The sequence below is a fragment of the Desulfovibrio sp. TomC genome (genome assembly GCF_000801335.2).
In the GTDB taxonomy this organism is placed as follows: domain Bacteria; phylum Desulfobacterota; class Desulfovibrionia; order Desulfovibrionales; family Desulfovibrionaceae; genus Solidesulfovibrio.
Genome location: NZ_JSEH01000005.1, coordinates 17,068 through 42,752 on the forward strand (window position 1 = coordinate 17,068; position 25,685 = coordinate 42,752).

The following is a 25,685-nucleotide window of genomic DNA, read 5'->3' on the forward strand; positions in this document are numbered from 1 at the left end:
GCAATCCTTTTGACCCGATCAGGCGTCGGGGCCGAGTTCGCCGGAACGCTTGATGGCCCGCAACAGCCGCAGCCCAAGCAGGATGGCCCCAACACAGCCAAGCGCCCCGAACAGGGAGATGTCAAAGAGCAGCGGCGGCACCCGGTTGGCCAACACCTGGCAGGAACCGAGAAAGAGCGCCGCCGTGACAATGCCGTAGACCAGCCGGTTGACCGTGGCGTCGAGGCCCCGGTGGGAGAGCTGGACGTCGAGCCGGCCTTCGCGCGCCCGGCGCAGGATTTCGGCCGCATCCCGGGGGAAGCTTTCGAAAAGCCCGTTCCAGTCGCGCCAGTTGCGCCGCAGCCGGGTGAAAAGCGCCCCGGGCGAGAGGCGGCGGGCGATGATTTTCCCGGCATAGGGGGCGATCACTTCGAGCAGGGAAAAGCCCGGGGCGAGCGAGCGCGACGCGCCTTCGAGCACCACGAAGACCTTGATGAGATGGGCCACCACCGGCGGCAGCAGGATGCCGTGGCGGCGCACCAGGGCGGCCACGTCGGTCAGTGCGCCGCTTAAATCGAACGCGCCCATGGGCTGGTCGGCGTAGTCGGCCACGAAATCCTCGACATCGGCCCGAAGGGCCGGGCGGTCGAGTCCGGGCGGCAGATGCCCCAGGCGCATGACCTGTTCGGTAAGCCCCTCGGCGTCGCCTTCGGCCACGGCCAACAGCGCGTCTTCCAGGGCGCGCCGGGTCCGCTCGTCAATGCGTCCGACCATGCCGCAGTCCATAAGGCCCAGGCGATCCCCGGACAGGACGCGCAGGTTGCCCGGATGGGGGTCGGCGTGGAAAAAGTTGTCGCGGAAAATCATTTCCAGGAAGGCGTCGGCCGCAATGCGCGCCAGTTCCTCGCGCCGGTGCAAGGCTTCGGGGCTTCGGGCCTCGGCCAGGGAGGACAATGGTTCCCCGACCAGTTCCTCCATGGTCAACACCCGCCGGGCGCTGCGCTCGGGGTAGGTCCTGGGGAAGACGATGCGCGGCTCGCCGGCGAAATTGGCGGCGAAATGGCGCAGGTTGCGTTCTTCGCGCACAAAGTCGAGTTCGTGCAGGATGGTGCGGCGCATCTCGGCGGCCACGGCCAGGGGCTGGTAGAGGCGAAGTTCGACGATGCCGCGTTCGGCCAGATCGGCCAGTCCCATGAGGATATCGAGGTCGGCCCGGACCGTGTCCTCGATGCCGGCGTGCTGCACCTTGACCACCACGGCCGTGCCGTCCGCCAGCGTGGCCCGGTGGACCTGGCCGATGGAGGCCGAGGCCAGGGGGGTGGGCTCGAAGGCGGCAAAGAGGGTTTCGGTCGGCGCGCCGAGTTCGGCGGCAATGGTGGCGGCCACGACGTCCGGGGCGTCCGGGGCGGTGTCCGCCCGAAGCTTGCAAAGTTCGGCCGCCACCTCGGGACCGACGATGTCGGAGCGGGTGCTTAGAATCTGGCCGAGCTTGATGGCCGTGGCCCCGAGTTCGGTCAGCGCCAGGCGCAGACGTTCCTCCCGGCGCATGGCGGTCAGGCTTCCCCCGGCCGGCCCGACCAGGACGTCCTTTAAAAAGGCCGGATCGGAGGCGGCCAGAAATTCGGCCAGACCATAGCGGGCCAAAACGCCGGCGATTTCACGAAATCGCCGGGCGTTTCGGGCAAAATGGGGGATCGAGGCCAGGGAGAACACGGCGTGTTCCCGCCTACTCCACGGGGCACAGCGGCGCTTCGCGCCGCCAGCGGTAGGCCTCGATGGTGTTGCTCATGAGCGTGGCGATGGTCATGGGGCCGACGCCGCCGGGCACCGGGGTGATGGCCGAGACGACGTCGACGACGTTGTCATAGTCCACGTCGCCGCACAGCTTGCCGTCGGGCAGCCGGTTCATGCCCACGTCCACGATGACCGCGCCGGGTTTGACCATGTCCCGGGTAATGAGGCGGGGCCTGCCGATGGCCGGCACGATGAAATCGGCCTCGCGGCACACGGCCGCCAGATCCGGGGTGCGGGAATGGCAGATGGTCACGGTGGCGTTGCCAAAGGGCGAGGCCGTGGCCAGGAGCATGGCCATGGGCTTGCCCACGATGTTGCTGCGCCCGACCACCACCGCCCGTTTGCCGGCCGGGGACAGGCCGTAATATTCCAGCAGCTTGATCACGCCGTAGGGCGTGCAGGGCTTGAGACAGGGCAGGCCGATGGACAGGCGGCCGACGTTTTCCGGGTGGAAGCCGTCCACGTCCTTTTTGGGATCAACCAGGGCCAGGCAGCGGCTGGCGTCCAGGCCCCTTGGCAGGGGGAGCTGGAGCAGGATGCCGTCGATGTCGTCGCTGTGGGACAGCTCGGTCAAGAGCTTTTCCAGGCCGCACTGGGTGATGCCGCCGTCGAGCCGCCAGATGCGCGACACGATGCCCACTTCCTCGCAGGCTTTTTCCTTGTAGCGCACGTAGACCTGGGAGGCGGGATCTTCGCCGACGAGGATGACGGCCAGATGCGGGGCGCGGCCAAACTGGCGCACCAGGGCGTCCACGTCGTTTTTCACGCGCTGGCGCAGATCGGCCGCGACTTTTTTGCCGTCAATAAGCAGCATAGTGGAGTCTCCTTCAGAGGTCGGGAGCGGGGATGCGTCCGCTCTCCGGAAACGCTTAGCCGGTTGTCCCGGCTGCCGTCCAGGGCAATACGGTGCCCGGGGCGGGGGCGCAAGGCCTGGGTCCCGGTCTTTTCCGGCCTGGACTCACTGCCGGGCGGGGAGCAGGTATTGCCGCAGGAAGGCCAGGGTCAGCTGCTGCGCTTTGGCCGCATCCGGGCCTTTGCTGAACCCATGCCCGGCCCCCGGGAAAACGGCCAGTTCGGCCGGCTGGCCCAGTTTGCGTCCCAGGGCGACCAGGGCCTGGCCTTCCGACAGGGGGACGACGGTGTCGGCGTCGCCGTGCAGGGCCAAAAGCGGCGGCAGATGGGTGATCGAATCCCGGTACAGGCCGGGTATCCCTCCGTAGAAGACCGCCAGCGCGGTGATGCGCGGGTCCTGGCCGGCCACGGCGGTGGCCAGGAAACCGCCCTGGGAAAAGCCGAGCAGCCCGATCGATCCCGAGCATTCCTTGCGGGCCAGGGCCTCGGTGACCACGGCGTGCACGAGCTGGGACCAGGCCTTGACCCGTCCGGCAAAAAACGCCTGTCGGACCGTCTTGTCTTCGGCGTTGGCCTGCTCTTTCTCCGTGCCGTCGTAATAGGACAGGAGGTAGGCGTCCATTCCCGCGCCGGCGACGGCCCGGGCAAATTGTTCGTAGTAGCCGGGGAAACGGTCAAGCCCTTGCCGGCCATGCAGGAGGATGACGGCCGGGCGTTTGCCTGTTCCCGGGGCGGAAAACAGTTGGGCCTCGACCGGATGCTCGGGAGTGGGGATGGTCACGGCGCGAGCGGCGACGTCGGCGGCCCAGGCGGGCCGGGGGAGCAGGATCGGACACAGCAGAACAAGTGAAAGAAAGGCTGCGAGTCTGTTCATGGTCGGTGGGGTCCGGCGCGGCGCGGCTTGGGGGCGTCCGGGACTCGCCGCCTGTATCGACCGGCGGTCGCTCCGCTCCCAGGTGGCCGCAGGCTTGGGTTGGTTGGCCGCCCGTTTTGAGTGGCGTCCGCTGCGCTCCAGGGGGGCAAAGGGGCGCGGGCTGGCGGCGCGTTCGGGGCGTGCCGGCGCAATTGCCGCTGTTGGCCTGGTTCTGCCGTGGTTGCGGGGTTGCGTGGTTGCGGTTCCGGGGAGGCCGCGCCTCCCCGGAACCAGTGTAGGGGCGTTCCCCCTGACGGTCTTATTCTTCTTCTTCGCCTTCCGGCTCATCGTCGTACCACTGGCCGGCCATGACCGGGCCGTAGTAGATGGCCGAATCCTCCAGCTCTTCCTCGATGCGCAACAGCTGGTTGTACTTGGCCAGACGGTCGGAACGGCACAGCGACCCGGTCTTGATCTGGCCGCTGTTGACGGCCACGGCCAGGTCGGCAATGAAGCTGTCCTCGGTTTCGCCCGAGCGGTGGGAGACGACCGTGGTGTAGGCGGCCTGCTTGGCCATCTCGATGGTGTCCAGCGTCTCGGTGACGGTGCCGATCTGGTTCAGCTTGATAAGAATCGAGTTGGCGATGCCCTGGTCGATGCCCTCGGCCAGGATATCCGGGTTGGTGACGAAGATGTCGTCGCCAACGAGCTGGATGCGCTCGCCCAGTTCGTAGGTCAGCTTCTTCCAGCCTTCCCAGTCGGACTCGGCCAGGCCGTCCTCGATGGAAATGAGGGGATAGCGGTTGGTGAAGTCGGCCAGATAGGCCACCATTTCCTCGGATGACAGGCTCTTGTTCTCGCCGGCCAGCACGTACTTGCCGTCTTTATAGAATTCCGAGGCAGCCGCGTCGATGGCCAGGGAGATTTCCGAACCGGGACGGTATCCGGCCTGCTCGATGGCCTTGACGATGTACTGGAAAGCCTCGTCGTGGCTCTTGAGGTTGGGGGCAAAGCCGCCCTCGTCGCCAACGGCGGTCATGTGGCCGTCGGCGGCCAGCAGGGCTTTTAACGTATGGAAGGTCTCGGCTCCCATGCGCAGGGCGTCGGCAAAGGTGCGCGCGCCAAGCGGAATGATCATGAACTCCTGGATGTCCAGGTTGTTGGGAGCATGCGCCCCGCCGTTTATGATGTTCATCATGGGTACGGGCAGGACCTTGGAATTGATGCCGCCGATGTACTGGTAGAGCGGCAGCCCGAGGTAGTTGGCCGCAGCCCGGCACACGGCCAGGGACACGCCGAGGATGGCGTTGGCCCCCAGGCGCGACTTGTTGTCCGTGCCGTCGGTGTCGATCATGAGATTGTCGATGGCCACCTGCTGCAAGGCGTCCATGCCGATGATGGTCTCGGCCAGTTCGCCCTGGACGTTTTCCACGGCCTTGGTGACGCCTTTGCCGCCGTAGCGGGTGGCATCCAGGTCGCGCATTTCCAGCGCTTCGCGCGTACCCGTGGACGCGCCCGAGGGGACGGCGGCCCGGCCGGATGCGCCGGATTCCAGGGTGACCTCCACCTCGATGGTGGGATTGCCGCGGGAATCGAGAATTTCCCTGGCCCAAACGGCCGCAATGGTACTCATGGCTGTCTCCTTATGTATGGGGTTTGGCGTTTTCTGCGATGGTGGGGCGGGCCGGGATGGCCCGACTCTTTTGGCTGTAGCGCAAATCCGCATGATTTATAAGCCCCGGTTGCGGCGTATTTCCAGCCAGTCACGGGGATATGCGGGTCTGTCGCCAAGGTTTCGTCAAATTGTGATGTCTGGAAAATCGTCGTCGCGGGCGACATTGTTCCGGCGTTTGAGATAGCGCAGGAAGGCCTTGGCCTCGGCGAAATCCGGATCGGTGGCCAGGGCCTGTTCCAGGAGCTGGCTGCAGGCCGGGGCATCGCCTTTCTCATAGAGCACCCGGGCCAGATTGAACATGATGCGCTCGTCGTTCGGGGCCAGTTCCAGGGCCTTGCGGTAAAAGGTGGCGGCGGTGTCGAACTCGCCGCGTTTGCGCAGGCTGATGCCAAAGGCGTTTATCGTCAGCTTCTGGGCTTCCGGGGACAGCCCGCCGCCAGCCGCCGTAACCACGTCAAGCGGGGCGCTGCCGGTATCCGGCACCCCGGCGGCGGCCAGGGCGGCCAGGACCACCACGAACAGCGCCCGCTCGGCATCAGGCAGGGTCTTGTGGTCAAGGTCGGGGCCGACGTCGCGGAGAAGCCGGGCCAGCACCACGGCCGCCGGACCAAGGCGCTCGGTGAAAAGGAGCGGGGCCGGCACGAAGTGGAGGAGGAATTCCTCCGGGGTGACGATTTTTTGCAGCGGCAGCGGCAGATGCCCCTCGTCCAGGGGAAAGATCAGGATACGGGCCGTATCCAGACGCAAGGCCAGCCAGTCGATGCGCTGGGTGAAATCGCGGCCCGAGCCGCCCTTGCCGCCCATCTTTTCGCGTTTCTGGGACTGGTAGCAGCCAAGTATTTCCGGCAGATCGGGCATGTCTGGCTCCTTGGCTAGCGCGCGGCCAACCACAATTGCCGCAGCCCTTCGAGCAAAAGCTCAGGGCGCACGTCGCGGATGACCGGGCAGATGGGGGCGAGTTTCTCGGCGAAACCGCCTGTGGCCAGCACGTGGACATCGCCGCCGAGATGGGCTTTCAAGCGCGCGGTCACGCCCTGGACCATGTCGGCGAACCCGAAAACGAATCCCTGATTGATGCAGTCGGTGGTGGAGCGGCCAATCGACAATGCCCCGTCGCCCGGGTCCAGGGCCACATGGGGCAGCTTGGCTGTCTTGCTGACCAGCCCGGACAGCGAGGTCATCATGCCCGGACAGATAAGCCCGCCCAAGAAGGCGTCGTCCTGGACGCAGTCGAAATTGGTGGCCGTGCCGAAATCCACCACGATGACCGAGGTCGCCCCAACGGCCCGGCGGCCGGCAAAGGCCGTGACCAGCCGGTCGGCTCCGACCTCGTGGGGCCGGCCGTACAGGTTTTTAAGCGGTATCGGGATGTCGGTCGGCACAAAGCGCAGGCGCACGCCGAGATAGCGGGAAACGGCCTGTTCGATGACGGGATTAAGCGGCGGCACAACGCTTGAGGCCACGGCCGCCTCGACGTCCGTGGTCCGGCAGCCGTGGAAGGGCAGGGCCGTCACCAGGGCCAGCCCCAGGCTGTCCGGCGTGGCCGAGCGGTCGGTTGGCAGGGCAAAGGACGCGATAAGGCCGTGGCGCTCGGCCAGACCGAACTTGATGTTGGTGTTGCCGATGTCGATTAAAAGGGCTGGCATGGCGGGTCAGGGCGCGGCCCGGGTGGTCCCCAGGCGGGCGAGAAAGGTTTCAACCGTGGGCAGGCTTCGCCGCACCATCTCGGCCACGCCCTCGGCCGTGGGATGCAGGCCGTCGGGCAGGGTCATGCCCGGGACGCCGGTCACGCCGTCAAGAAAGGAGGGATAGAGCACGGCGTCGTACTTCTTGGCCAGCTCGACATAGACGGCTTCCAGCTCCACGGCGTAGGCCCGGCCGTAGTTGCGCATGGCCCGGATGCCGCAGAGCAGGACCGGGATATGGGCGTCGCGCAGGCGCTGCATGATGGCGTCGAGGTTGTCCCGGGGAACGGCCGGGTCCATGCCGCGCAGCATGTCGTTGGCCCCAAGCTCCAGGATGACCCCGTCCGGGGCGGCGGCCAGGACCATGCCCAGCCGGGCCAGGCCGCCGGCGGTGGTGTCGCCGGAGATGCCGAAATTGAGGATTTCCACGGTCCGGCCCTTATCGGCCAGGACGCGGGCCAGCTTCGCGGGGTAGGCGTCGGCGGCGGGCAGGCCCCAGCCGGCGGTCAGGCTGTCGCCCAGGGCCGCCAGTTTGAGCGCCAGGGCCGGGTGCGGCATGAGGACTCCCAAGGCCAGGGCCACGGCCAGGACAAGCCGGCAGAGCCTGGAGGCGGTTTGTCTTTTCCGGCCAAGCTGGTATCCTGGCCGGGACGGTCGGCAACGGCTCGCCTGCGTACCAGCGGGGACGGGCGGAGTGGGTATGATGGATACGTGCATGATTTCCTTGTCCGATGTCCGGTTGACGTTACAAAGCCAGGCCGGCGGGGTCAACATCCTGCGTGGGGTGGACCTGACGGCCCAGGCTGGCGAGGCCCTGGCCGTCATCGGACCGTCCGGCGCGGGCAAGACCACGCTTTTAATGCTCATGGCCGGCCTGCTTGCCCCGACCTCGGGCACGGTGACGATTGCCGGCCGCGATCTTTCCACCTTGAACGAAGATGGGCTGGCCGCCTTTCGCCGCGACAACGTGGGCATCGTCTTTCAGGCCTTCCACCTCGTGCCGGCCATGACCGCCCTGGAAAACGTCGCCTTGCCGCTGGAATTCGCCGGCCGTTCCGACGCCTTTGTCCGGGCCGCCGAGGTCCTGGCCGCTGTGGGGCTGGCCGGGCGGGAGCAGCATTTTCCGGCCGAACTGTCCGGCGGCGAACAGCAGCGCGTGGCCCTGGCCCGGGCCTTGGCCCCGCGTCCCCGGCTCCTTTTGGCCGACGAACCTACCGGCAACCTGGACGGCGAAACCGGGGCGCTGGTCATGGACCTGCTCTTTTCGCTGTCAGGCGGCATGACCCTGGTGCTGGTCACCCATGATGCCGGTCTGGCGGCCCGCTGCGGCCGGGTGGTGGCCGTGCGCGACGGGCGGGTGGCCCGGGATGACCCGTCGGGTCGATGAAACGCCTTTTTTTCATGCCGCGCGGCCGCCGTCCCCTGGAGCGGGCCGTGCGCGGGCTGCTGGTGGCGGGCATCTTTGCCGCGGCCATTGTCGCTTACCAGAAAAATTTCCAAAGCGTCATCGAGCGGGTGCAGGCCAAGGGGACGGTTGCCGACCCCGGGGGCCTTTTGACCGGGACCGACCGGCTGTGGCTGCTTGAGCAGGCGGCCTTCCTGCGCGCCCGGTTCGGGCTGGAACTGGCTGTGCGCATCGGCAGCGCGTCGCAACCGGCCGGCGGGTACCCGGCTCCTGATCCGGACGATCCGAAAAAAGTGTTTTTCTATTTCGACCCGGGCTGCCAAGCCTCCCGGGCGGCGGTGCCGCCGCTGGTCGCCTCGGGCCTGCCGCCCGGCTTTGCTGCAGATCTGGGCCGCGCCCACCTGGACGCCGCCTGCCGTCAGGGCCGGGGGCGGGAAGGGGTGCTGGCCGCCGTGGGACTACTTATCGACGCCCTGGGGCAGGCTGCCCAGCGGGCCAAAGGAGAGGATTCGTGACCGAAGAAACCAAGACCGCGCCGAAAACCATCATGATCTATACCGACGGGGCCTGCCTCGGCAATCCCGGACCCGGCGGCTATGGCGCGGTGATCGACTGCAACGGCGAACGCCAGGAGATTTCCGGCGGACGCAAGCTCACCACCAACAACCGCATGGAACTCCTGGCCGTCATCGAAGCCCTGGAAAACCTGCCGCAACCGTCCATCGTGTCCCTGGTGACCGATTCGCGCTACGTCCACGACGCCATCGAAAAGCGCTGGCTGGCCTCGTGGATCAAAAAGGGCTGGGTCAATTCCGAGCGCAAACCGGTGAAAAACCAGGACCTCTGGCAGCGCATGATCCCGCTTTTAGCCCGCCACAAGGTCAAGTTCAACTGGGTGCGCGGCCACACCGGCCACCCGGAAAACGAACGCTGCGACGTCCTGGCCCGCACGGCGGCCACCTCGCGGGGGTTGCTGGCCGACGAAGGGTACCCGGGGTAGCGGGGACGAGGGGTTGGAGCATCGGATTTCTATTCTCAGAAGCGGGATACGATGCTCCAGCCGAAGCAATATTGATATATGCTACTCGTTTGATTGCCGTCTTTGTTTCGCCTTGCTATAGTTGCACTAAATTTATATATTTTTGTTTAGGATGTTCGTCAACGCGAACGCAGATTTCGCTTGGCCGTACCACCTGAGTAGTTGTGTATTTTGTATGAATTTCATTTGCTAGAGGCGTTTATGTATTATGTAATGAAGCTGCTTATTGTCTTGTGTGTTGTTGGTACTTTGTTTGGATTGTGTCTTGGAGTGTATGCAAAAAAGGAATTTGACAAGTTATATCCGAAAGAATGCAGTGAAAAAGGAATGTTGGGATTTGGATCAGAATTTTTATTGTATGATAAGTCTGTACCGTATTCTACGCAAAAGATTTTTTTGACTTCTAATATTTTGCTTTTGACGGCTATAGTGTCGGGATTGGTTGCTTCTCTTTATTTTAAAAATTACGGATGGACAAAAGTGTTTCCATTCCCATTATTTTTATCTGCTTATACAGTAAGTAGGCACTTGTATTTTTTTTGTAAATCAAATAGAAAATCTGCAAACGGTACATAAAGTCTAGATAGGTTTTTTAGAAAGCTCTCGAACTTTGCCGTCAGAATGGAAAAAATGTATCGATATCGTTTTTTTTACTAGATGTCATCGATAAAATTCAAACAGCTAGCGTCATCAACGGATCGCCTTCCGTGAGTTATTAACTTCACGTTGGTTCCGTGGTGCTGAAAACAACAGGGGATACGCTTAGAATAAGCGTATCCCCTGTGAAATGTTAAATGAGTAGCGTAAAATGGCGGCGGCTGTTCACCCTATGCGCGAAGCAGAGCTGACCGGTCCGCCGCTGGCCTACACGCTACACTTTCGGATAGCCCACGCATTGGGCCATGATGACCCGCTGGTTGGCGGCCAGTCCCATGGCCTTGGACAGGGCCGGGTAGTCGATGCTGGCCCGCACCACCGTGCCAAGACCCATGACAGCGCAGTAGAGATAGACGTTCTGGCTGATGTACCCGGTGTCGGCCCAGGCCAGATTGGACTTTTCTTCCTCGGTCTTGCCCGCGACCTTGCCCATGTCCGCGACATAGATCAGATCGAGCGGGGCCGTGGGCACGTAGCTCTGGGTGCCGGTCAGCGCCCGGATGTCCGCGTCGCCCTTGCGGACGAGGGCATGGTCCTTGGCATCGTACAGAAACACGCCGTCCTTCTTGGCCACCCAGACATCGATTTCCTGTTTGTTGACCGCGCTTGGCGCGGTTCGCTTGCCGGTTTCCTTGCGGTTGACGCCGCAGGCGGCCCAGAGCAGTCCCGAAAGCACCTCGCCCGGCACGTCCTGTTCCGAGTAGCTTCGGATCGATTGCCTGGCCCGCAGGGCTTCCTCCAGGGTTTTGCTCCCGGGCAGGGACGGCGGCGGCAAAATATCGCTTTTCTGCGCGAAGGCCGCTTCATTGCCGACAAGTCCCAGGCCGACGCAGAGCGTTCCCGCTGTCCGTATGAATGATCTTCTGTCCACGCGGTACTCCTTTTGAGGCATGGCCTGCCTCTTGCTCGCAGGGTAGAAGGCCTGCGGCAGGATGTCCAGCCGTGCAGGAGGGGTGCGGCGTATGGACGAGTGGGCTTGCAACGCTGCCGTGTTTCGTAATCTTTGCTGGAAAGCGCAATGATTTCAGAGAATGGAGTGTCACACAAGGCGTGGCTGACGGCTGGTTGCAGTCGCGTATGAATTCTTTGTAAGGCAAAGGCTGGTTCCGGCCCCCGAAGAAGCTGTGGTTCCCGTCAAGCTTAAGCACCAACCAGTTGCAGTCCCAGTCTTTTTTCGTCTTTTCTTGCGCAATGTCCGCTTCCCGGCTCGGTAATGGGCATGGGCAAATCAAGCCAACCCCAGGTGGGATTCCAAAGGGCACTGCCCTTTGGCCGCCGGAGGCCTCTTCCCTTCCCTTCTCCTCCCCCTCTCCCCTACGCGCTCTCCGCGCCGCCGGTCGGCTCTTGCGGCGGCAATTCCCCTTTTTGGGCCGCAGCGCCGCCGCCTTTGAGCAGCTCGGCATCGGCCAGGATCATGATCAGCCGCTTGAACATGGCCCGGTCGAAGGTCTCCTTTTTTGCTTCCATCTTGCGCAGCGCCTCAAAGGGCGGATAGGCCGGCCGCCAGACGCAGGCCCGGGTCAGGGCGTCGTAGGTGTTGCAGACCGTGAGCGCCTTGACGAAATAGGGGATGCCGGCGGCCGGCATGCCGGCCGGGAAGCCTTTGCCGTCCTCCTGCTCGTGGTGGAAAAGAATGCAGTGGAGGGTTTCCGTGGGCAGCGGCAGATTGACGAGCAGGCCCACGCCCATGGCCGGGTGGGACCGGAACAACGCCTCTTCTTCGGGCGTCCAGGCGTCGGGCCGCCGATCGATGAGGCCTTCGGGCAGTCCGGTTTTGCCCACGTCGTGCAACAGCGCCCCCACCCCGATTTTGACCAGCAGGTCTTCGGTCATGCCCTTGTGGTCCATGAGCATGATGGAGGTGAGCACCATGGAGGCCAGCCCGTGCTGGTAGTCCTGATAGCCCTTGCTGATGAGCTGGGCCACGTTCTGCATGGCTCCGGGCGCTTGCAGAAACCCGATGGACTGGCGCACGAGCTTGCCCACCTGATCGAACCGGGCGCGGCTGATGGAATGGGGCAGTTTTTCTTCCAGCACCCCGCGCACCAGGGTGGTGGCGCTGGCGTGCCAGACCTCGGCCCGGTCGGTGAGCGCAATGGATTCATCGAGAAGGATTTCGCCCAGGTTGTCGCGCAGATAGTTCTCAAAGTGGCGCAACTCGCCGGTGTGGATGTAGACCGTCTCGATATTGGCAGCCTTGAGCCGGCGGACCTGCTCCTGGGTGAAAGCCGCCCCGCGCGAGGCGTAAAGCACCAGCCCCTGGCCCTTGCGCACGTACAGGGAAAACCGGCCCGTGCCCCAGGGGCGCAGGCAGGCCGTCTTGATCGGGGAATAGGCTTTCAGGTCCGGGGCCGCGACGACGTCGGGAGTGGCCGTCATGGCCGTCCCGTCCCGTCGGTCGGCGATTCCTGGAGCGGCAGGCGCATTTCCGCCACCTCGTCGTCGTAGTTGCGCACCACGGAAAAGCCGAGTTTCTCGGCCAGTCCCTGCATCCCGCCGTTTTCCATAAGCGCCTGCCCGGTCAGTTCCTTGGTGCCGCGTCCGCGGCAATAGCGGATGATTTTTTCCATGAGCATCCGGCCAAGGCCGGCTCCCTTTTGATCCGAGCGCACGATGACGGCAAATTCCGCCGTGGCGTTGTCCGGCCGGGTGGAGGCCCGCACCACGCCAAGGGTCTCGGGCCGGCCGTCAGGACCCGGCGCGGTGGCGATAAAGGCCATTTCGCGCTCGTAGTCGATCTGGGTGAGCTTGGCCATTTCGGTATGGGACAGGTCGCGCACCACGCCGAAGAACCGGAAGCGCAGGTCCTCGGCCGAGAGGTGCTTGAAGAAGTCGTAATGGGCCGGTTCGTCCTCGGGGCGGATGGGCCGAAGAAGCACGGGGCGGCCGTTTCGCAGCACGGCTTTTTCTTCCAGTTCCCGGGGATAGGGGCGGATTGCCAGCCGGTGGGGGTCGGGCTGGGGTTCGGGCGAGAGCCGGATGGTCGCGCCGATGACGGTGACGCCGTCGGGATGGGCCAGCACGGGGTTGACGTCGATGGCGGCCACGCGCTCCAGGTCGGCCACGCACTGGGAAATCTGATTCAGCGTCAGGCACAGGGCGTCGAGGTCCACGGCCGGCTGGCCGCCGCCGCCGGTCAGGGCCGCGGCCACCCGGGTGCGGCAGACCAGATCCCTGGCCAGGGACATGTTAAGCGGGGTCAGCGCCACGGCCTTGTCCCGGGTGACCCTGGCGGCCAGGCCGCCCTGGCCGAAGATGACGTAGGGGCCAAAGACCGGGTCCACCCGGGCCTGGATGGTTACCTCGTGGGCTCCGGCCCGCCGACCCATCTCCTGGATGACGTAGCCTTCGATGCGCGCGCCCGGCACATGGTCGAGCGCCCGCTGCCGGGCGGCGGCGGCCGCTTCGCGCACGGCCTCGGGACCAGGGACGTCCAGGACTATGCCGCCGACGTCAAAGGGCTTGGGGATGTCCGGGGAAATGATTTTGACGGCTACGGGATAGCCCAGGGCGTCGGCTGCGGCCACGGCGTCGTCGATGTCCTCGGTGATGTGCGAGGCAATGGCCCGCACGCCGTAATAGCCGAGGACTTCCTTGGCTTCGGGGTCGGTGAGGGTCAGGCGGCCCTCGCTATAGGCCCGCTCCACCACGGCCCGGGCCGCGTCCGGGTCGGGGGCATAGGCGTCGGGCAGGCTGGCCGGCATCTCCATCAGGAGTTCCTGGTTTTTGCGGTAGCGGGCCAGTTGGACAAAGGCCGAGACGGCCTGGTCCGGGGTGGCGTAGGTGGGCACGCCGGCCTTGTTTAAAATGTGGAGCGCCTCGCCGCCGGCCGGATTGTAGCCCATGAAGCAGGCCAGCACGGTGCGGCTGGTCTTGGCGGCGACTTCGGCCACGGCCCGGGCCGTCTCCTCGGGGGAGACCCCGGGAAAGGGCACATGGACCACCAGGACGGCGTTGGCTCCGGGGGCGCGCAACAGCGCCCGCAGCGATTCGGCGTACAGGGCCGGGGCCGCGTCCACGCCCATGTCGACCACGCCTTGGCGCTGCCAGTTGGGGCCGAGCACGGCGGACAGGGCGGTTGTCGTGTCGGCGTCAAAAGGGGCCAGCCGGCCGCCGCCGTCGAGCAGGGCGTCGGCGGCCATGATGCCCATGGACCCGCCGTTGGTCAAAACGGCCAGATGGTCGCCGGAGAGCGGCCTGGCCCGGGCCAGGGTTTCGGCCGCGTCAAAAAGGGTGTCGATTTCGCCCACCCGCAGCATGCCGGCCCGGCGAAAGGCCTCGTCATAGACCTCGTCGCGGCCCTCGCTCGGACCGGGTGGGAAAAGCGTCCAGAGCTTGCGCCCGGGTTTGACCACGAGCAGGGGCTTGTTGCGGGCGGCCGCCCGGGAGGCGCTCATAAACGACCGGGCGTCGGTGACCGTCTCGACATAGAGCAGGATCGAGCGGGTGTTGGGATCGGAGGCCATGTAGTCGAGGATGTCGGCGTACTTGAGATCGACCCGGTCGCCCAGCGACAGGATGTGGGAAAAGCCGATGCCCTTGGTGTCGGCCCAGTCAAGGACGGCGGTAAAAAGCGAAGCGGACTGGGAAATAAAGGCCATGCGCCCGGGATTGGCGTCGCGGTTGGCCAGGGAGCAGTTAAGCCCGATGCCGGGCACGACCAGCCCCATGCCGGAGGGGCCGAGGATGCGGATGCCGGATGGGGAGGCCGCTTCGAGCATCCGGGCTTGCAGGCTGCGTTTGGCCTCGGGAGCGAGTTTGGCATAGCCCGGCGGCAGCACCACGGCCGCGCCGACGCCGCGCCGGCCGAGTTCGCGCAGGGTTTCCGGCACGGAGTCGGGGCTGGTGCAGATGACGGCCAGATCCGGGGTCAGCGGCAGGGTGTCGACGGACTTGTAGCAGGTGATGCCGTCGATCTCGGCCAGATCCGGGGCCACGGGCATAACCGGTCCCAGAAACTTGCCGCCAAGCAGGTTTCGCATGATGACCGCGCCCACGTGGCCGGGGTCGGCCGAGGCGCCGACAACAGCCACGGAATTGGGACGGAACAAGGCGTCCAGGCTTCGGGCGCTCAATGCAATGGTCCCCCTTGGCGAGTTGAAAGTTTGGGTAAGGATAGAGGCCTCTTGGGGCCAAGGCAAGGGGTTTTGCGGTCGGGGCGCACTCCTTGGCGCGGCTTCGCCCAGGCCGCCGTGTTGACAGGAACTCCCTGGACTGGCACGGTTTTCTGTATCGGCACAGGGCCGTTACGGAGGACGTCATGGAAGTCACGACCAGCCTTGTCACGGATAATGAATTTTTCTCAGCCGAGCGCCGCGACGCCATGCTCTTGGTGCGCGGCAAGCCGCATTTTGCCCGCCACGCCGGGGATCTCAAAAAGATAGACACCTTTTTCGACCACTTGGAGATCATCTCCCGCACTGAAGAAGTGAATGTGGTGACGTTTATCGGGGCGTCGGAAAAATCCGGCGGCGACGAAACGCTGGAGTTCTTCGAATCCCTGCTCGCCTCGCGCCGTGAGGATTACCTGCTCCAAAGACTGCTCAATCTCGTCAACAATTACACCGTCACCATGGCCGGTTTAAACAAGGTGACGATTAACGCCGACTGCGGGCGCATCTCCCTGTTTCATCTCAACATGGCCCTGGCCTGCGACTACCGCATCGTTTCCGAGCACACCGTGTTTGAAAACGTCTTTGCCGAGCTCGGCACCGTGCCCAAGGGCGGCGGCGGCTATTTTCTGTCGCGGATGCTTGGGGCCGGCAAGGCGGCCGAGGTGCTCCAGTGGCCGCGCTTCACGGCTGAAGAGGCGCTTAAGCTCGGCATTGTGGACAAGATTGTGCCCGAGGCCAAGGTTGAGGAAGCGGCCCTGACCATCGCCGACTACTACCAGGAGCGGCAGGTGGCGACCATGCTGGCCATCCGCAAATTGCTCAAAAGCGACCTCAACGAGCTGCGCCGGTCCCTTGAGACCGAGGATATGCTGCTGCTCAACCGGGTCAATTCCCCGGCGTTTCGCACCGCTCTGGAAGAGTGCCGGGCCGTCCGGAACGCCAGGTCGTAGCCGGCCGCCGTTTGGAGCTTTCGGCTCCCGCGGCAGACGGCGCGGTGGGACGGCTGTCCGGGCTCAGGCCGGGGGCAGGCCGATCACCGTGACGGTGGTCAGGCCCGGGCGCGAGGCGTCGAGGGTGACGTCGCCGCCAAAGGCCCGGGCAATGCGCCGGGCGCTGTAGGCCCCAAGCCCGGCGCCGCCCGGCTTGCCGGACGTGGCGTATTTTTCGAAAAACCGGTCGCGCACGTCGGGCGGCACCTCGCCTGGGTTGGTGATGGCCACGCGGGGTGCGCCGGGATCGGACACGGCCACGGTGACTGCTCCTGCCCCTGCCGCCGCCTCCAGGGCGTTTTTGAACAGATTGACCCACAGCGACAGCAGCAGCGTGGGCTCACCCAGGACGACAAAGGCCCCGGGCGGCGCATCATAGGCAATGTCCAGGCGACCGCCGGCAGACAGAAACGGGGCCAGCTCCAGCCGGGCATCCTCCAGCAGCCGGGCCAGGGGCGCCGGGCCAGGGGTCAGGCGCAGGCTGCCGGCCTCGATTTTATACAAAGCCAGCGACAGGTTGATGCGCGAGGTCATCTCCGCCACCGTCCGTTCCAGCATGGCGGTCAGCCGCTGTTGGCGTTCGGTCAGCGGACCGGCCAGTTCCAGGGCTTCCCGGATGCCGGCGATGGTGGCCAGCGGGCTTTTGAGATCGTGGCGCATGACTTGGTCGATGTCGTTCTTGAGCTGTTCCAGGCGTCTGGCGTCGCTGACGTCTTCCACAAGGTAGACCGTGCCAAGCTCCGGCCGGGCCGGGTCGAGCAGCCGGCCGGCGGCCCGCAGCGTTCGGCCGGACCCGTTTTCCCCAAGCACCACCTCGCGTTCGCTGTCCCGCTCGGCGCTCATGTCCAGGGCGACGCCCAGAAACCGGGCGGCCTGGGGCACGTCGGTCAGGAGCTGGCCAGCCACGTCGTCGCGGCCCAGATGCCGGGCCAACTGGCGGTTGGCAAACTGGAACCGGCCGTCCTGCACCACGCCGATGCCGAACCGGTGGTCGTCGAGGACCAGGGCGAGCAGGGTGTTTTCCCGGGCCAGCGTATCGCAGGCCTCGTCGGACCGGGCCTTTTCCACGGCCAGACGCTGGCGTTCCTGGTCGGCCAGCCGGGCGTGATCGCGCAGTAATTTGATCCGGTAGGCCAGGGCCAGGGACATGATGAAGACTTCCGCTGCCGTACCGACCATGGGGGCGTGGATGGTGGCCGGCGTGGCCGCCAGGATGCCGGCCCAGGTCATGGAGTGGACGGCCCCGCACAGGACGTAAAATCCCCAGCCGACCACGAAAATCACGGCTGGGCGAAAGCCCTGAACGAGCCGGACCACGGCGGCCAGCAAAATGACCACGGCCGTCAGCATGCCGATGGATGGGGCTATGGTAAAACTGGCTTCGATCGGGAACAGGAGGTCCAGCGGCACGAGCAGCAAGGCCAGCAGGATTTGTCCGATCAGGATGCGATCGAGGCTGGGGCTGGCCCGGCGCGTGAGCAGAAAAGACCGGGTGAAAAGGCCCATATTGGCAAAGAGCAGGGCCGCTACAAGATGAAAGCCCCGAAGCAGCCGGTCAAGGGAGGTCCGGGAATCCAGGGGGAGGATATCGCCGGGCATTCCGGTGGAGAAAAAATAATAGAGGATGAGCAGGGCGGCGTTGGCCACGTAATAGCCATAGCTGGCGTCGCGCAGCGACACAAAAAGAAAGAGGTTGTAGGCCAGCATCGACCCCAGGAGTCCAAAGAACAGGCCGAGAACCCAGGGGCGCAGCCTTGCCTGGCGGGCGGCGTCCCGGCCGTTCACGATGACCGGATTGAGGTTGATGCTGCCATAGCCGGCCAGCCGGATGTAGACGGCAATCTCCCCCGACAGGTGCGGCGGCAGGGGCACCGGGGCGGGCTGATAGAAGTTCCATTCGCTGCGGGCTGCCGGCATGGCCAGGGGTTGCCCGGGGAGGTAGGCCTGGAGCAGGCGCAAAAATGGCCAGTTGAGGTCCAGGGCGTAGGTTTGGTCGGCAAGGCCGGGCGGGACGGCAAGCCCGACGCGCAACCAATAGGTCTGCTCCCCCGAAGCGGTGAAGACCTTGTCCGGGAGGCTTAGGAAGCGGCCGGCCTGGTATTGGTCGATGGCCCAGGCCACGGAGGGAGCGTCCGGCGGGGCGGCCAGGACGGCCAGGCTGGTGATGGTCGGGACCGGGGGTGGTGCGGCCGCCTGGGCTGCCCCGGCCCCAGCCTGGGGAAAAAGCAGCAGGCAGAGAATGACGGCGGGCCATAGTACGCGGCCTGCCAGGAAAGGCTGGGGGAAAACGGTCAGGCGGCGACGGGCCGGCATGATCGTTGCGGTTGGCGGCTTGTGTCCCGCAGCCGGCCCTGGGGCCGGGTGGACGAGGGCAGCAAAGGCAAATAGTGTTTCATTGCCGCCATATCTGCCACGCAATACCGCAGACGGCAAGAGCCATCGGCGATCTGTTGCCGGCCCCGGTTAAAAATAGCGCATGCTGACTTTCTTGAGTTCTTTGAGGCTGAAAAGCATGGCGAAATCATCCAGGCCGGTTTCGGCGGCCAGCGACGTCACCACGGCCTGGCAGTCCTCAGGCGAACGGCCGTGGATCATGGTGTAGAGGTTGTACGGCCATTCCATGCAGGTGACGCGGTGGTAGCAGTGGCTGATTTCCTGGCGTTTGGCCATGATCGCGCCCATCCGGTCCACGTCTTCCTCATCCACGGACCAAGCCACCATGACGTTGGCCCCGTAGCCGGCCTTCTGGTGCTTGAGGGTCGCTCCGAACCGGCGGATTTCCCCGGTTTCGGCCATGCGGGCGAGCAGACTGATGACGTGGGCCTCGTCCGTGCCCACGGCGGCGGCGATGTCGGCATAGGGCGTGGCGGAATCGGGCAAGGTGCCCTGGACTCGTTTGAGGATGTCCCGGTCGAGTGCGGTCAGCGGGGTGAGACCCGGTGCTTCTGCCATGTCGTCTCCTGTTTGGTCGTCTGGAAAGCCTTTGTCCTTAGCGGCTTTGTATGCTAGAGGCAACCGTGGCGGGTGATCGCCAAACAGCCGCTGCGGGCGGCATTGGCGCAGCCGTTTGGCAGCGCCGGAAGGGAGCACTATGAAAATCGCGGTGATAGGCGGCGGCAGCTGGGGCACCACCCTGGCCGACATGCTGGCCAAAAACGGCCACGAGGCCCGACTTTGGGTGCGCGAACAGACCGTTATGAACGAGATTCGCACCACCCGGGAAAATTCCTGGTATCTGCCCGGCCGCAAACTTTCCGATGCCCTCGAAGTCAGCACCGATGCGGCGACAGTGGCTGACGAAGCCCGGCATTTTATCTTCACCGTGCCGTGCCAGTTCATCCGAAACGCCTACCAGCGTTTCATCAAATATCTGCCCAAACGTCCGGTCATCATCTGTGCCAGCAAGGGAATCGAACTCGACAGCCTCATGACCATGTCCCAGGTCTGCGACGACGCCCTGGCCGCGGTCAAACCGCACTTTGCCATGTTGTCCGGGCCGTCGTTTGCCTACGAGGTCATCCGCGAGATGCCAACGGCCGTGACCCTGGCCTGCAAGGACAAAAAGAGCGGCAAGGACGTGCAGGAAGCCCTGTCCACGCCGTATTTCCGGGTCTATACGGCCAGTGACGTGCGCGGGGTGGAGCTTGGCGGGGCAATTAAAAACATCATTGCCATTGCTGCCGGCGTGGCCGACGGACTGGGCTTTGGCGGCAATGCCCGGGCGGCGCTGATCACCCGGGGGCTTCACGAGATGAGTCGGCTTGGCAAGGCCATGGGTGCGGATCGACAGACCTTTATGGGCCTGTCCGGCATGGGCGATCTGGTGCTCACCTGCACCGGCGACCTGTCCCGCAACCGGCAGGTCGGCCTGCGGCTGGCCAAGGGGCAAAAGCTCCTCGACATCCTGGCCGAGATGAAGATGGTGGCCGAAGGGGTCAAAACCACCGAGGCCGTCGAGGCCCTGCGACTCAAGATCGGCGTCGATATGCCCATTACCGAGCAGGTCTACGCCATTCTCTACAAGGACAAGGACCCGGGGCAGGCTGTCTACGAGCTTATGACCCGGTCGCTTAAGGACGAATAGGGCTTTTCTCCAAACCGGCCAAGCAGGCCGCCGTCGAAGTCGAAGACGAGCAGGGTGAGGCTTGGGCCGGGACCGGCAAACCGGCGCATGTGGCCCAGAGCCTCACCGGCCAGGACTGCGACCAGGGCCGTCTTGGCCGCAGGCGACGGGGCCATCTCCAGGGCGTGGCGGGCGGTATTGGCCGCTGCGGCCTGTTGGGCCAGCCCGGCCGGCCAGCCGGCGGCCGCGCACCAGCCGGCCAGGGCGGAAAAATCCGTGTCCCCGCGGTGGGCGTGGGTGTTTTGCAGCCCCTGGGCCATCTTGACCAGCTTGCCGCCAAAGGCCGCCCAGACGATGCGGCCGAAATCCCGTCTGGCCGCCTCGGCCAGGGCAAAAGCAAAAAAATCCGCCGCCTGCATGAGCGCCGTTTCCGGCAGCTCCGGTTCGGCCGCCCGCAAGAGCGCCTCGCTGCGTCGTCCCGTGGAAAAGCCGACCGTGTCGTGGCCAAGCGCCCGGGCCACGTCCAGGGACTCGCTGATGGAGGTCTGCCAGGCGTCGTGGCTAAACGGCCGCACGATGCCCGACACGCCGAGGATCGAAATGCCCCCCACGATGCCCAGGCGGGGGTTGAGCGTCTTTCGGGCCAGCCCCTCGCCGTCCGCCACCGTCACCACCGCCGAAATGCCCCCGTCGTAGCCGGCCAGCCGCATGGCCTCGGCCACGGCCGCGGCAATTTGCGCTCTCGGGGCGGGATTGATCGCCGCCAGCCCCACCGCCACCGGCAGTCCCGGCAAGGTGACGCGCCCGACCCCTTCGCCGCCGTCCACCACCACGCTCCCGTCCGCTGCCCCGATCAGCCGTGACACCCGGCAGCCGATGGCCGCGCCGTGGGTCACGTCCGGGTCGTCGCCGGCGTCCTTGATGATGGCGGCAACAGCCGTATCGCCGGCAAGATGGGCCTCGGCCACGGGCAGCGCCATGCGTCCGCCGCCGGGGAGGGGCACGTCCACGGTCGGCGGCGCGCTGCCGGTCAGCAGCAGGAGCGTGGCCGCCTTGGCCGCGCCGGAAGCGGCTGTGCCGGTGGTGAAGCCTTCGCGAAGCGGCTGGTCGCGTTTCATCGTGCCGCTGCGCAGGCGGCGGCGAAATGGACCGCCGCGTCAGGGTTGCTGCCAAAATGGAGATGCACGTAGCTGCCAAGCGTTCCGCCGGACACAAAGCCTTCGGGCGCGTCGAGAACGCCCTTGCGTCCGGTGACCCCGTACACGGCCGCAACGCCGGTCGGCGCGTGCGTCAGGCGCGAATAGTGGAACTCATGGCCGCGAAGCACCGTGCCGGCCGGGCCAAGGAGCGTCCCCGCCCGGGTGGTCACTTCCCGGTAGCCCAGGGCCGCAAAGCGCGGTCCCATGGCGGCCATGGCCGGGAACACCCCGGCCATGGGCCAGGGCCGTCCGTCCAGGTCGGTCAGTGACTCCAATAGATACATAAACCCGCCGCACTCGGCATAGACCGGCCGGCCGGTCCTGCAAAAGTCCTGCACCGCCCGGCGCATGGCCGCATTGCCGGACAAGGCCGCCGCATGGACCTCCGGGTAGCCGCCGCCCAGATACAGGCCGTCACTGCCCGGCGGCAGCGCCGTATCGGCCAGCGGTGAAAACGGGACCAGCTCCAACCCGGCCGCCTCGAGTCGACGTAGATTTTCGCCGTAATAGAAGCAAAACGCCTGATCGCGGGCGACGGCTAATATGCAGGGGCGCGGCGACAGGAACCCTCCGGGGGCCAAAAGGGGCGCTGCCCCTTCTGGACTTTCCTGGCAGGGGCGCTGCCCCTGCACCCCGCCGGGGGGGATCATCCCCCCCGGACCCCCTGGATGGGGGGGGCGGGGATGATGGGGCGGGATGGAAGCGCCTTGAGTCGCGGAGGCTGTGTCGAAAAGGCCATCTGATGGAGACGGGAACGTGGCCCGGGGGAGGGCGGCCAGACGGGCCGGGAGGTCGATGGCCGCTTCGAGCCAGTCGGCCAGGGCGTCCAGGCGCGGGGCCGTATCCGGGGCATCTTCGGCCGTGACCAGCCCCAGATGGCGCGAGGGGGTGGCGATGTCGTGTCGGCGCGGCAACACGCCCCAGACCGGCACATCCGGCAGGGCGACAGCCAAGGCTTCGGCCAACAGCGCCGCATGGGACGGGCTGCCGGCGTTATTAAGGATAACGCCGCAAAAGGTGAGGCCGGGATCAAAGCGCACATAGCCAAGCGTCAGGGCCGCTGCCGACCGGGCCATGGAGGCTGCGTCCACCACCAGCAGCACCGGCAGTCCGAGGAGCTTGGCCAGCCGGGCCGTGCTGCCGGCCTCGTCCGTGGCCGAAAGCCCGTCAAAAAGGCCCATTACGCCCTCGATGACGGCCGCGTCGGCCCCGGCAGCCCAGCGGGCAAAGATGTCCCGCACGCCTTTTTCCCCGCACATCCAGTCGTCGAGATTGTGGCTGGCCCGGTTGCTGGCCAGGGCGTGATGGCCGGGGTCGATGAAATCCGGTCCGGCCTTGAAGGCGGCAACGGTGAGGCCGCGTCGGGTGAGCGCCCGCATGAGGCCAAGGGCGACCGACGTCTTGCCGCAGCCGCTTTTCGTGCCGGCCACGACCAGGGCCGGGGGGAGGGTGTGCGTCATGGGGACATGGTAGCCGAGCCGGGCGCGCCAGGCCAGCGCCCGGACGCGCGACCGGGCGATCAGGCCGTGCCGAAAACCGGGAAATCGTCCGCAACGGCCGGGGCGGCAGTGTGCGTCACCACCAGATTGCCCGCCCACCAGCCGTAGATCGACCGGAACACCCAGGGCAGGGGAAGAAGCAGCACCATGCCGACCAGCCAGAAAAGGCTTCGCCACAACAGGCCCCAGCCCGTGCCGGTAAAACTGACGACATAGGCCTCGGATTCGATGTGGCGGCAAAACCAGCGCTGCATGGCCACGGCGGCCCAGGCCCAGCCAACGACGGTCACGAGGGACAAAAGGAGCAGGGACAGCCAGCCCACATAGCCGGCATAGGTGGCGGTAAAGCGCGGACGGCCGCCGGGCGTGAGCCGAATATTCTCAATAAACCAGCGGTAAATCGGGAGTTTAAGGGCTGCATCCAACGGGAACAGAACCAGGGACAGGGCCAGTTGGATAAACCCTGTTCTGCCGCTCTTGGGCAGCCCGGCCGTGGCGAGGCTTGGCAGATAGGCCAGAAAGGCCAGCCCGGCCATAAGGACCCAGACCTGTCCGGCCCGGCCGGTGAATTCGGCCCGGGCGCCGTCGTCAAAGGCAAGATGGGCCGTCCACCAGACGGCAAACGGCACAGCCCCCCAGGCTCCGGGGAGGATCAGGAAAAAAAGGAACAGAAACAGGAAGGAATAGCCAAAGGAAGCCAGCGCCCCACCCGTAAACCGTACCCGCGTCTGCTGCGTTTCCATGCCGTCCTCCCTGCCTGCGATAGAACCTGTATTGGATCAGCCGGCCCCAAAGGGCAAGGCCCCTTTTGACCGCGCCGCCTGCGCCCGGTACACACACGGCCATGACGTCACACCTTTCGCCGCCCCCCATCGCCGTCATCGGCTGCGGCCTGGGCCGCCCCTGCCTCGCCCCGGAGGCTGCCGCCGCCCTGGCCGGAGCCAGTGTCCTGGTTGGCGGATCGCGCCTGCTGGCTGCCTTTCCCGACCATCCCGGCCGGCGTATTCCCATTGCCGGGCCGCTGGCCGCCGTGCTGGACGCCGTCGAAGCGGCCACGAACGCCGGGCAGGCCGTGGCCGTGCTGGCTGACGGCGACGGCCTGTATTTCGGCATCGGGACGACGCTTTTGACCCGCTTTGCCCCCGAACGGCTGCGTTTTTTTCCCAACGTCACCGCTGTGGCCGCCGCCTGCTCCCGCCTTGGCCGGCCCTGGGCCGGCCTGCCCGTCGTGTCGCTGCACGGCCGTACCGCGTATACGCCGCTGTTTGCCGCCCTGGCCGCCCATGGGGCCGTGGCCGTCTACACCGACGCCGTCAACAGCCCGGCCGCCATTGCCGCCCGGGTCCTTGCGCGCGGCGGCGATGGGTTTGCCCTGACCATTTGCGAGGAGTTGCACCTGCCCGGCGAGCGCCTCCGCCGGCTGTCCCTGGCCGAAGCGGCCGGTGTCACGGCCTCGGCCCTGACCCTGGTTCTGGTCGAACGCACTGTGCCGTCGGCCGTGCCGTTGCACCTGGGCTTACCCGACGAGGCGCTCCTGCGTCACGACGCGGTTTTTACCAAAGCCCCGGTACGGGCCGTGTCCCTGGCCGCCCTGGCCGTGCGGCCCGGCGACGTCGTCTGGGATGTCGGGGCCGGCACCGGGTCCGTGGCCCTGGAAGCAAGCCTGCTCAATCCCGGCGGCCCGGTTTTCGCTGTCGAGCGCGACCCGAAACGCCATGCCCTGCTGGTTCAAAATATCCGGCGCACCGGCGCGCTGACCGTCGCTCCCGTCCTGGCCGAGGCCCCGGACGGGCTTGAGGCCTTGCCCGACCCTGATCGCATCTTTGTCGGCGGTGGCCTGTCCACCCGGCCCGATCTGCTGCCGACCCTCTGCCGCCGTCTGCGTCCGGGCGGGCGGCTCGTCGTCAATGCCGTGCTGCTCGGCTCGCTGTGGCAGGCCATGGCCACACTGACCGTCCTGGCCGTCCCGTTTTCGCTGACCCAGTTGCAGGCCGGCCAGTCCGCGCCGCTGGCCGGGGATTTGCGTCTGGCTGCCGACAATCCGGTTTTTATCCTCACCGCCGCCAAGGAGCCTGCCCATGCCTGATGCCGCAGCACCAGACGTTTCCCCTCGGGTCTATTTTATCGGCGCCGGCCCCGGCGACCCCGATTTGCTGACCGTCAAGGCCAGCCGCCTCATCGCCACCGCCGACCTCGTGCTCTACGCCGGGTCGCTGGTCTCGCCCGGCATCGTGGCCCTGGCCAAACCCGCGGCCCGGGTGGTTGATTCCGCGCCGCTGGCTCTGGATGAGACCCACGCCCTCATGGCCGCCGCCGCCCGGGCCGGCAAACTCGTGGCCCGGGTCCACACCGGCGATCCCGCCCTGTACGGGGCCATTGCCGAACAAGCCGCGCTGCTTGCGGCCGAACATATCCCCTACGCCGTCATTCCGGGCGTCACCTCGGCCTCGGCCGCTGCGGCCGCCTTTGCCGTGTCCTTTACCGTGCCCGAGATCACCCAGACGCTGATCCTCACCCGGCTGGCCGGACGCACGCCCATGCCGCCAGGCGAAACCCTGGCCGATCTGGCCCGGCACCGCTCGGCCATGGCCGTCTATCTCTCGGCCGGGGACCCCGAGGGCGTGGCCCAGGCGCTCCTTGACGGCGGCTATCCGCCCGAAACCCCGGTCGCCCTGGCCCATCGCCTGGGATGGCCCGGGGAAAAACGCCTCTGGGCCACCATTGCCACCCTGGCCGAAACCGTGCGCCGCGAAGGCATTGACCGCCAGACCGTCTTTCTCATCCTGCCGGGCCTGGGACAGGCCACCACCTCCAAACTCTACGACGCGACCTTCGGCCACGCCTGCCGCCCGGCCCGCAGCTGACCCGAAAAGGAGAGTCGC

General features: G+C 66.0%; 23 protein-coding genes. 8 read left to right on the forward strand and 15 right to left on the reverse strand.

Annotated elements, in window-relative coordinates; genetic code table 11:
- Positions 1–18: 18 nt before the first annotated feature.
- From NY78_RS05880 to NY78_RS05910, 7 genes are all read right to left on the reverse strand, one after another.
- Positions 19–1,692, reverse strand: a complete 1,674-nt coding sequence (locus tag NY78_RS05880) for an ABC1 kinase family protein (RefSeq protein WP_043632998.1) — start codon at positions 1,690–1,692, stop codon at positions 19–21.
- Positions 1,693–1,705: 13 nt separating this feature from the next.
- On the reverse strand, positions 1,706–2,587 hold the full coding sequence (gene folD / locus NY78_RS05885) for a bifunctional methylenetetrahydrofolate dehydrogenase/methenyltetrahydrofolate cyclohydrolase FolD (RefSeq protein WP_043633000.1): 882 nt from the start codon (positions 2,585–2,587) through the stop codon (positions 1,706–1,708).
- 144 nt (positions 2,588–2,731) lie between these two features.
- The gene (locus NY78_RS05890; protein ID WP_043633002.1) at positions 2,732–3,499 is read right to left on the reverse strand and encodes a dienelactone hydrolase family protein; all 768 of its coding nucleotides are present in this window, start codon (positions 3,497–3,499) and stop codon (positions 2,732–2,734) included.
- 298 nt (positions 3,500–3,797) lie between these two features.
- Positions 3,798–5,111, reverse strand: a complete 1,314-nt coding sequence (gene eno / locus NY78_RS05895) for a phosphopyruvate hydratase (RefSeq protein WP_043633005.1) — start codon at positions 5,109–5,111, stop codon at positions 3,798–3,800.
- A gap of 165 nt (positions 5,112–5,276) precedes the next feature.
- On the reverse strand, positions 5,277–6,011 hold the full coding sequence (locus NY78_RS05900) for a tetratricopeptide repeat protein (protein ID WP_043633008.1): 735 nt from the start codon (positions 6,009–6,011) through the stop codon (positions 5,277–5,279).
- Positions 6,012–6,025: 14 nt separating this feature from the next.
- Positions 6,026–6,799 carry a type III pantothenate kinase gene (locus NY78_RS05905; protein ID WP_043633010.1) on the reverse strand — a complete coding sequence of 258 codons (774 nt, stop codon included), beginning with the start codon at positions 6,797–6,799 and terminating at the stop codon, positions 6,026–6,028.
- A 6-nt stretch (positions 6,800–6,805) separates the two neighbouring features.
- Complete coding sequence (locus NY78_RS05910) at positions 6,806–7,396, reverse strand: arylesterase (protein ID WP_043633012.1); 591 nt, start codon at positions 7,394–7,396, stop codon at positions 6,806–6,808.
- Between the two features lie 142 nt (positions 7,397–7,538).
- On the opposite strand from NY78_RS05910, the gene NY78_RS05915 reads away from it, so the two are divergent.
- The 4 genes from NY78_RS05915 (at position 7,539) to NY78_RS24550 (ending at position 9,858) form a co-directional block, all read left to right on the forward strand.
- Positions 7,539–8,225 carry an ABC transporter ATP-binding protein gene (locus NY78_RS05915; protein WP_043633014.1) on the forward strand — a complete coding sequence of 229 codons (687 nt, stop codon included), beginning with the start codon at positions 7,539–7,541 and terminating at the stop codon, positions 8,223–8,225.
- Positions 8,222–8,758, forward strand: coding sequence for a hypothetical protein (locus NY78_RS05920; RefSeq protein WP_043633016.1), 537 nt, complete (start codon positions 8,222–8,224; stop codon positions 8,756–8,758). Before NY78_RS05915 ends, NY78_RS05920 begins: the two co-directional genes overlap by 4 nt.
- A gap of 32 nt (positions 8,759–8,790) precedes the next feature.
- On the forward strand, positions 8,791–9,243 hold the full coding sequence (rnhA, locus tag NY78_RS05925) for a ribonuclease HI (RefSeq protein ID WP_197084213.1): 453 nt from the start codon (positions 8,791–8,793) through the stop codon (positions 9,241–9,243).
- A 252-nt stretch (positions 9,244–9,495) separates the two neighbouring features.
- Entirely contained in the window at positions 9,496–9,858 is a 363-nt protein-coding gene (locus NY78_RS24550) for a hypothetical protein (protein WP_156180876.1), read from the forward strand.
- Positions 9,859–10,153: 295 nt separating this feature from the next.
- Here NY78_RS24550 and NY78_RS05930 read toward each other — a convergent pair whose 3' ends face one another.
- From NY78_RS05930 to NY78_RS05940, 3 genes are all read right to left on the reverse strand, one after another.
- Entirely contained in the window at positions 10,154–10,810 is a 657-nt protein-coding gene (locus tag NY78_RS05930) for a SagB/ThcOx family dehydrogenase (RefSeq protein WP_043633020.1), read from the reverse strand.
- Positions 10,811–11,253: 443 nt separating this feature from the next.
- Positions 11,254–12,318, reverse strand: coding sequence for an HD-GYP domain-containing protein (locus NY78_RS05935; RefSeq protein ID WP_043633022.1), 1,065 nt, complete (start codon positions 12,316–12,318; stop codon positions 11,254–11,256).
- Entirely contained in the window at positions 12,315–15,014 is a 2,700-nt protein-coding gene (locus tag NY78_RS05940) for a bifunctional acetate--CoA ligase family protein/GNAT family N-acetyltransferase (RefSeq protein ID WP_043633025.1), read from the reverse strand. The genes NY78_RS05935 and NY78_RS05940 overlap by 4 nt, the downstream gene beginning before the upstream one ends.
- 185 nt (positions 15,015–15,199) lie before the next feature.
- Between NY78_RS05940 and NY78_RS05945 the strand changes: the two genes are divergently transcribed.
- Positions 15,200–16,003 (forward strand): enoyl-CoA hydratase/isomerase family protein, encoded by an 804-nt coding sequence (locus NY78_RS05945; protein WP_043633027.1) that lies wholly within the window; start codon positions 15,200–15,202, stop codon positions 16,001–16,003.
- A gap of 63 nt (positions 16,004–16,066) precedes the next feature.
- Here the strand turns inward: NY78_RS05945 and NY78_RS22995 are convergent, their stop codons facing one another.
- Entirely contained in the window at positions 16,067–18,355 is a 2,289-nt protein-coding gene (locus tag NY78_RS22995; RefSeq protein ID WP_053062144.1) for a 7TM diverse intracellular signaling domain-containing protein, read from the reverse strand.
- Positions 18,356–18,505: 150 nt separating this feature from the next.
- Complete coding sequence (ahbB, locus tag NY78_RS05955; protein ID WP_043633029.1) at positions 18,506–18,994, reverse strand: siroheme decarboxylase subunit beta; 489 nt, start codon at positions 18,992–18,994, stop codon at positions 18,506–18,508.
- 139 nt (positions 18,995–19,133) lie between these two features.
- Between ahbB and NY78_RS05960 the strand changes: the two genes are divergently transcribed.
- Positions 19,134–20,126: an NAD(P)H-dependent glycerol-3-phosphate dehydrogenase gene (locus tag NY78_RS05960; protein WP_043633032.1), complete on the forward strand. Its 993-nt coding sequence runs from the start codon at positions 19,134–19,136 to the stop codon at positions 20,124–20,126.
- Here the strand turns inward: NY78_RS05960 and NY78_RS05965 are convergent.
- The 3 genes from NY78_RS05965 to NY78_RS05975 are packed head-to-tail and all read right to left on the reverse strand — an operon-like array spanning position 20,090 to position 23,546.
- The gene (locus NY78_RS05965) at positions 20,090–21,223 is read right to left on the reverse strand and encodes a cobalt-precorrin-5B (C(1))-methyltransferase (RefSeq protein WP_047960057.1); all 1,134 of its coding nucleotides are present in this window, start codon (positions 21,221–21,223) and stop codon (positions 20,090–20,092) included. The genes NY78_RS05960 and NY78_RS05965 overlap by 37 nt on opposite strands.
- Positions 21,220–22,764: a cobyrinate a,c-diamide synthase gene (locus NY78_RS05970; RefSeq protein WP_043633034.1), complete on the reverse strand. Its 1,545-nt coding sequence runs from the start codon at positions 22,762–22,764 to the stop codon at positions 21,220–21,222. Before NY78_RS05970 ends, NY78_RS05965 begins: the two co-directional genes overlap by 4 nt.
- Before the next feature lie 59 nt (positions 22,765–22,823).
- Positions 22,824–23,546 carry a hypothetical protein gene (locus NY78_RS05975; RefSeq protein ID WP_043633036.1) on the reverse strand — a complete coding sequence of 241 codons (723 nt, stop codon included), beginning with the start codon at positions 23,544–23,546 and terminating at the stop codon, positions 22,824–22,826.
- Positions 23,547–23,647: 101 nt separating this feature from the next.
- Between NY78_RS05975 and NY78_RS05980 the strand changes: the two genes are divergently transcribed.
- Both NY78_RS05980 and cobM read left to right on the forward strand, forming a co-directional pair.
- Positions 23,648–24,889: a bifunctional cobalt-precorrin-7 (C(5))-methyltransferase/cobalt-precorrin-6B (C(15))-methyltransferase gene (locus NY78_RS05980; protein ID WP_043633038.1), complete on the forward strand. Its 1,242-nt coding sequence runs from the start codon at positions 23,648–23,650 to the stop codon at positions 24,887–24,889.
- Positions 24,882–25,667, forward strand: coding sequence for a precorrin-4 C(11)-methyltransferase (cobM, locus tag NY78_RS05985; protein ID WP_043633041.1), 786 nt, complete (start codon positions 24,882–24,884; stop codon positions 25,665–25,667). Before NY78_RS05980 ends, cobM begins: the two co-directional genes overlap by 8 nt.
- Positions 25,668–25,685: the final 18 nt, after the last annotated feature.